Annotated in this window: 1 protein-coding gene; it reads left to right on the top strand. The window is 73.0% G+C overall.

The features are described 5' to 3' along the window. Positions 1-762, top strand: a 762-nt coding sequence (locus HMPREF0731_RS21920; protein WP_007006451.1) for an EipB family protein, incomplete at its 5' end; no start/stop codon positions are given. Positions 763-952 lie beyond the last annotated feature (190 nt).

Genomic DNA, 952 nt, shown 5'->3' with positions numbered 1-952 from the left:
GCCGCGCCGCCGGCGATCCCGGGCAGCGAGGCGATGGCGCCGCACCGCGCCGCCTACCGGCTGCAGCTGGATCGCGTCCGCCAGGGTTCCGACGTCATCCAGGCCGATGGCGCCATGCTGTTCGAGGTGCTGGACGCCTGCGATGGCTGGGCCAGCCGCCAGCGGCTGCAGCTGAACCTGGTGGACCGATCCGGCCAGGCGATCGAAACCAGCTCCGACTACTCCACCTGGGAGAGCAAGGATGGCCGCCGCCTGCGCTTCACCCTGACGCAGATGGCGCAGGGCGCGGTGACCCAGCGCATCAGCGGCGAGGCCGAGCTGGACAAGCCCGAGGGGCGCGGCACGGTGCGCTACGAGCAGCCCGCCCCCGCCACGGTGGAGCTGCCGAACGGCACGCTGCTGCCGATGGTCCACACCATCCGCGCGCTGCAGCTGGCGCAATCCGGCCAGCAGCGCATGCTGGGCGCGCCGCTGTTCGACGGCACCAGCGAGGAGGGGGCGCAGGACAGCACCACCATCCTCTCCCCCTGGTCGCAGCCCCAGGCGCAGCCGCGCTTCCCGCTGATGCAGGGCCAGGCCAGCGCGCGCATGCGCATCGCCTTCTTCGGCAAGGACGCGGCGGCCGGCGCCAGCGCGCCGGAATACGAGGTGGGCCTGCGCTACTACGCCAATGGCGTGGCCGATGAGATGCACATGGATTTCGGCGATTTCTCGGTCAACGCGCTGATGCAGAGCCTGGAGCCGATTCCCGCCGCCTGCTGATCGGCGGGCGGGGGCGGGGGCGGCTCAGGCGGCGCTGCGCAGGCTGTGCAGCAACCGCTCCAGATTGTGGCGCAGGCGCTGCCCCTGGTCGCTGACATCGCCGGTGGCCTGGCGCATCTGCCGCACCGCGCCATCGGCCTCCGCCATGGCGCCCGCCACGCCGGCGATGCCCTGCGCCGCCGCCTGGGTG

It is taken from the genome of Pseudoroseomonas cervicalis ATCC 49957 (genome assembly GCF_000164635.1).
In the GTDB taxonomy this organism is placed as follows: Bacteria; Pseudomonadota; Alphaproteobacteria; order Acetobacterales; family Acetobacteraceae; genus Pseudoroseomonas; species Pseudoroseomonas cervicalis.
Note: the sequence above shows the minus strand (reverse complement) of the source record. Positions and strands in the feature narration are given on the sequence as shown.